This window comes from Mesobacillus zeae (assembly GCF_003570705.1).
GTDB classification, from domain to species: domain Bacteria; phylum Bacillota; class Bacilli; order Bacillales; family Cytobacillaceae; genus Mesobacillus_C; species Mesobacillus_C zeae.
Genome location: NZ_QWVT01000067.1, coordinates 1 through 4,247, shown reverse-complemented (window position 1 = coordinate 4,247; position 4,247 = coordinate 1). Strand labels below are relative to the sequence as shown.

At 39.4% G+C, this 4,247-nt stretch carries 6 protein-coding genes and 1 pseudogene; 5 read left to right on the top strand and 2 right to left on the bottom strand.

The annotated features are described in order from the left end of the window. Window positions 1–277 precede the first annotated feature (277 nt). Window positions 278–502, top strand: a pseudogene (locus tag D1970_RS23545) (VOC family protein); the annotation flags it as partial. A 267-nt stretch (window positions 503–769) separates the two neighbouring features. On the opposite strand, the gene D1970_RS21875 reads toward D1970_RS23545, so the two are convergent. Both D1970_RS21875 and D1970_RS21870 read right to left on the bottom strand, forming a co-directional pair. After that, window positions 770–1,093 (bottom strand): ArsR/SmtB family transcription factor, encoded by a 324-nt coding sequence (locus D1970_RS21875; RefSeq protein ID WP_119114943.1) that lies wholly within the window; start codon window positions 1,091–1,093, stop codon window positions 770–772. 2 nt (window positions 1,094–1,095) lie between these two features. Further along, entirely contained in the window at window positions 1,096–1,521 is a 426-nt protein-coding gene (locus D1970_RS21870) for an SRPBCC family protein (protein WP_119114942.1), read from the bottom strand. Between the two features lie 695 nt (window positions 1,522–2,216). Here D1970_RS21870 and D1970_RS21860 point away from each other — a divergent pair. The 4 genes from D1970_RS21860 (at window position 2,217) to D1970_RS21845 (ending at window position 4,012) form a co-directional block, all read left to right on the top strand. After that, window positions 2,217–2,645, top strand: a complete 429-nt coding sequence (locus tag D1970_RS21860; RefSeq protein ID WP_181213380.1) for a MarR family winged helix-turn-helix transcriptional regulator — start codon at window positions 2,217–2,219, stop codon at window positions 2,643–2,645. Between the two features lie 56 nt (window positions 2,646–2,701). Beyond that, window positions 2,702–3,100, top strand: coding sequence for a DoxX family protein (locus D1970_RS21855; RefSeq protein WP_119114941.1), 399 nt, complete (start codon window positions 2,702–2,704; stop codon window positions 3,098–3,100). An 85-nt stretch (window positions 3,101–3,185) separates the two neighbouring features. Beyond that, on the top strand, window positions 3,186–3,605 hold the full coding sequence (locus tag D1970_RS21850; protein ID WP_181213381.1) for a DoxX family protein: 420 nt from the start codon (window positions 3,186–3,188) through the stop codon (window positions 3,603–3,605). A gap of 26 nt (window positions 3,606–3,631) precedes the next feature. After that, window positions 3,632–4,012: a YkvA family protein gene (locus D1970_RS21845; protein WP_119114940.1), complete on the top strand. Its 381-nt coding sequence runs from the start codon at window positions 3,632–3,634 to the stop codon at window positions 4,010–4,012. The last annotated feature ends 235 nt before the right edge of the window (window positions 4,013–4,247 follow it).

The window sequence follows — 4,247 nt, the reverse complement described above, 5'->3', positions numbered from 1 at the left end:
AGCATTGTAATTTTCTCTCCAACCATTTTTTCACCCCATTTGTCACCTGGATTTAAAAACGTATTTTGCTGGTACTGAGACAGTATTCCTTATTGTGTTTGTTGGGAGGAGAGTTTATGTAAAGCAGTGGAATAAAATTTTATAAGTACATGGGGATTAAAAGATGTTCGTATTATGTTAACTCTTACAGAAGTAATTCTTTTTTTAGTACCTGGATCTAATTTTTCTTAATACAGCAATTACAAGGAGTTTATGCGCATGAAAATTAAGCAAAGTCGAACTACTGATTTCTAATTTTGAGCAAACTGTGCAATTTTATGAACAAACCCTCCAATTTAAAGTTTTATTTGCCAATGAACGTTATGCGTCATTTCAAATCGGAAAGAGTGTATTAAAGTTAATGAAAGACGATAAGGAATGTAATCATTATTATCATTTTGCTCCACTGGTAACATTGAATCAGTTATTTTTAAAAGGGTTTTATCCTCGTGCAGGAGAATAGGAATCTTTTGAAATTAATGAAGATGAGTATTTAGAGTTAGTAAATCAACTAACATTTTTACCTTCGACTCGCCCATATAGAACTAGTTAATTCAATATTTGCTGTAGTTTGTGAAAAAATGTACTTAAACAAACGGGTGTGTTGATCTAGGAAGGATTACCGCACTTTTTTGTTAAATTTCGTATTGAGCTAACTGAGTAGTATAGTTGAATAAAAATAAGAGAACCGAGAGTGTTAAACAACACAATCCCGGTTCTCTTATAAGTTCTAATCGTTATCTTCCTCTATAAATTTTTTAAGAGCTAACAACTTTTTATCCCAATATTGTTCAAAAAACGAAAGCCAATTTTGTAGTTCAATCAAAGGTTCTGGTTTAAGCGTATAACGAGTTTCACGTCCCACCTTCTGGCTTTTGACGAGACCAGCATTGGAAAGAATATGAAGATGCTTATTCACAGCCGTACGGTTTATCGGGAAGCATTCCGTAATTCCAGTTATCGACATTTCTTTTCCAACAAGCAAATTTAACAGACTACGACGGGAAGGGTCGGAAATTGCTTGAAAAACATCATGCCTGGATTCGTAGACCACACTTAAGCCTCTATATATGCCGGAAGCTTCTCTTTTACAATTTTCTCCCAACCGCCGTCCATAAATCCACGAATGACTGAGTGTGGTTGTCCAAACTCTGTGACTTTTTCTGCATCCCAGCCAGAATGAATTAGGGTAAACTCCGTTTTTCCATCTTCCAATTTTTTTAATTCAAAAGAAAGATGCCAATCCTTACCCCAGTCAATACCGACACGGTTGGTTGGGTCAAGCTCTGTAACTTTGCAAGGTGAGTCACCGTACTGACCTGTATGAAGTATAAAGTCACGTCCCAAAATAGCTTCAAAAGAATTTGGCATCCACCATGCTGCAATACCTTCTGACGTTGATACTGCTTTCCATACTTTTTCAATAGGAGCATTAAGTATAACCGTTTTACGGATTTCTGGTAGTTTTTCCTGCGTTTGCATAATTTTATACCTCCAAAATTCAAATAACACCTTTTGGTGTCATTAATTATTACAGCACCTAAAGGTGTTATGTCAAATATATTTTAATTTAGTTTTTCCACTAGGTTCTGTTCATCATTCCGATAATACCTTTGTTTATTTTGATATTTTTTATTCGGCTCACGGGTGCGAGAGTAAAGAAGCAACGCTTGGCCGGCGTTGCTTCCTTGTTAGAAATATTTCTGGTAAGACTCTTGTCTCAGCCTTCCACTTAATTGAGCATATATCCGGGTGGTTTCGCTTATCAGTGAAAGCGGGTACTAGGCCGTTCGAGCGGGCTAATTCATCCAATGGACTGAAAGTCGCGCCCTGAGGTTCCTCTCCCAGCCGATATGCCCTCGTACAATAATAACGTCTTCTCCTGGAACGACGTTATGGACCTGCATGCTAGCTGCTCCCATGTGCGGTGCATCTCCTCGTGTTACTCCCAACAGTAGGGTGTTTGTATTGATTTGCGAAATAAAAAATGGAAAAGTGGCTGGAATCGATAGGGCTTGGCGGAAAATCTATTTTGATAAGGGAAAAGTAGAAGTGAGTGTATGTAAAAAAGTAAAAAGGGTTGACACACAACTTAAAAGGCATTATCATTATCTCATATTCAAGATATATTAATTAAAGATGTTTTAATTTAAATTATTCAACAGGAGGTGAGGTGATTGGAAAGAAAGTGTTCGAGCTTGCCTTATTTGGCATTAATGCGGACATCTAAAGCAATCCAGGAGCGGATGAGGCTCGAAATGGCGGAAGAGAAGCTGAGCTTAACTGAGTTTGCTGTTCTGGAAGTGCTTTATATGAAGGGAAGGCAAACGATCCAGCAGGTCGGCAGCAATGTCTTGATATCGAGCGGTTCCATGACGTATATAATCGATAAATTGGAAACTAGGGGCTTGTTGGCCAGGAGCTCATGCCCGAGTGATCGCCGCGCAATCTATTTAGCATTGACGGCTGAAGGTAAAAGCGTGATGGAAAGTATCATGCCAAAGCATAAGGAATCGATTGATTATATTTTTGATTCCCTTCATGATGATGAGGCGGAAATTCTGGTGAGGTTGCTCAAAAAAATTAGCAGCAGAGTAGAAGAATAAAAATTTTTATCATAATGTCTCGAATTCGAGATAAAATATAACAGGAGGGTTTTATTATGATGGATTTAGGCTTATTGATCATTCGCTTAGTGGTTGGATTACTGTTTATAGGGCACGGTGCACAGAAGCTGTTTGGCTGGTTTGGCGGACACGGATTAGAAGGTACTGGAGGATGGATGGAGTCAATTGGAATGAAGCCTGGTGTTACAATGGCTCTCCTTGCTGGATTGTCGGAATTCATTGGAGGAATATTGTTCGCACTGGGACTGCTTACTCCTCTTGCCGGATTGATGATTGCTGGGACGATGGTTATTGCAATTTCCAAGGTGCATGGGAAAAATGGATTATGGGCAACGCAGAATGGTTATGAATATAACCTGGTATTGCTGGCAGTAGCAATAGGAATTGCATTCAGTGGCCCAGGACAATATGCTGTAGATGCTTTTTTATTCTAAAATATCTCGAAATAAATATACTCTAATTAAAGATATTGCTTAGCTAGTACCGGAACTTAGATTTGAGAATTACGGAGGAGTAAAAATGTTGTTGAAAAGTGAAATCGGGGCACTTATTTTACGTGTAACATTGGGAGCATTATTTTTCTTTCATGGGATGGCAAAATTTCAAGGCGGTATTGAAAACATCGTTGGCTGGTTTGACAGTATCGGGTTGCCGGGCCCACTTGCGTACGGAGTAGCCGGCCTTGAACTCGTTGGCGGCATAGCGCTTCTCCTTGGAATGGGAACAAGGATCTTGTCAGGGGTGTTTGCATTACTGATGATTGGAGCAACCTTGAAAGTGAAACTGTCCGCCGGTTTATTAGGAAATGGTCAAATGGCAGGATATGAACTGGATCTGGCGTTGTTAGCAATGGCGATCTATTTAGTGATTAACGGAAGTAAGCTGTTATCTGTAAGTGAATTGATTTTCCGTAAAGACTCAGATAAAGTAACAATGTAGACTGTTGCAAGGGATGGCAGGGTGAAATGATGGTGAAAATAAAGGCATGGGCCAAAAGATTAAAACAAAAAATCTTTATTTTATACCTTGCCTGCAAGGACGTGAGAGTGCCCTGGCATGCGAAAGTATTATCGGCCGTAATAGTGGCATACGCATTCAGCCCGATTGATTTAATACCTGATTTCATTCCTATTCTAGGCTACCTTGACGATGTTATTATCGTTCCATTAGGAATCTTCTTGGCCTTAAAAATGATACCGCGGGAAGTCCTGTTACAATGTGAAGCAAAGGCACACCAAATGGAATTCAGCAAGCCGAAGAATTGGATTGCCGGGTTACTCATTCTTGTGATATGGGGTTTGCTTATCCTTTGGCTTGTAGTGACTGTTCGTCATCACTTTTTATAAAACTATGCTTTAACCGAAGCCCTCCAGGTATGATTGGAGGGCCTTTTTCAACTATTTGGAGTTGGACCTTTTTATACGAGCTCTAACGATAGCTGAACACGCAATATTCAGCTCGTGCTCCCGTTAAATCAACCAACTTTAACAATATATCAACCACCTAGGATCAGATATCGATCAACCTGAGGAGGAAATCAACCAACTTTGAGCGGAAATCAACCAACCTCCCGAATATATC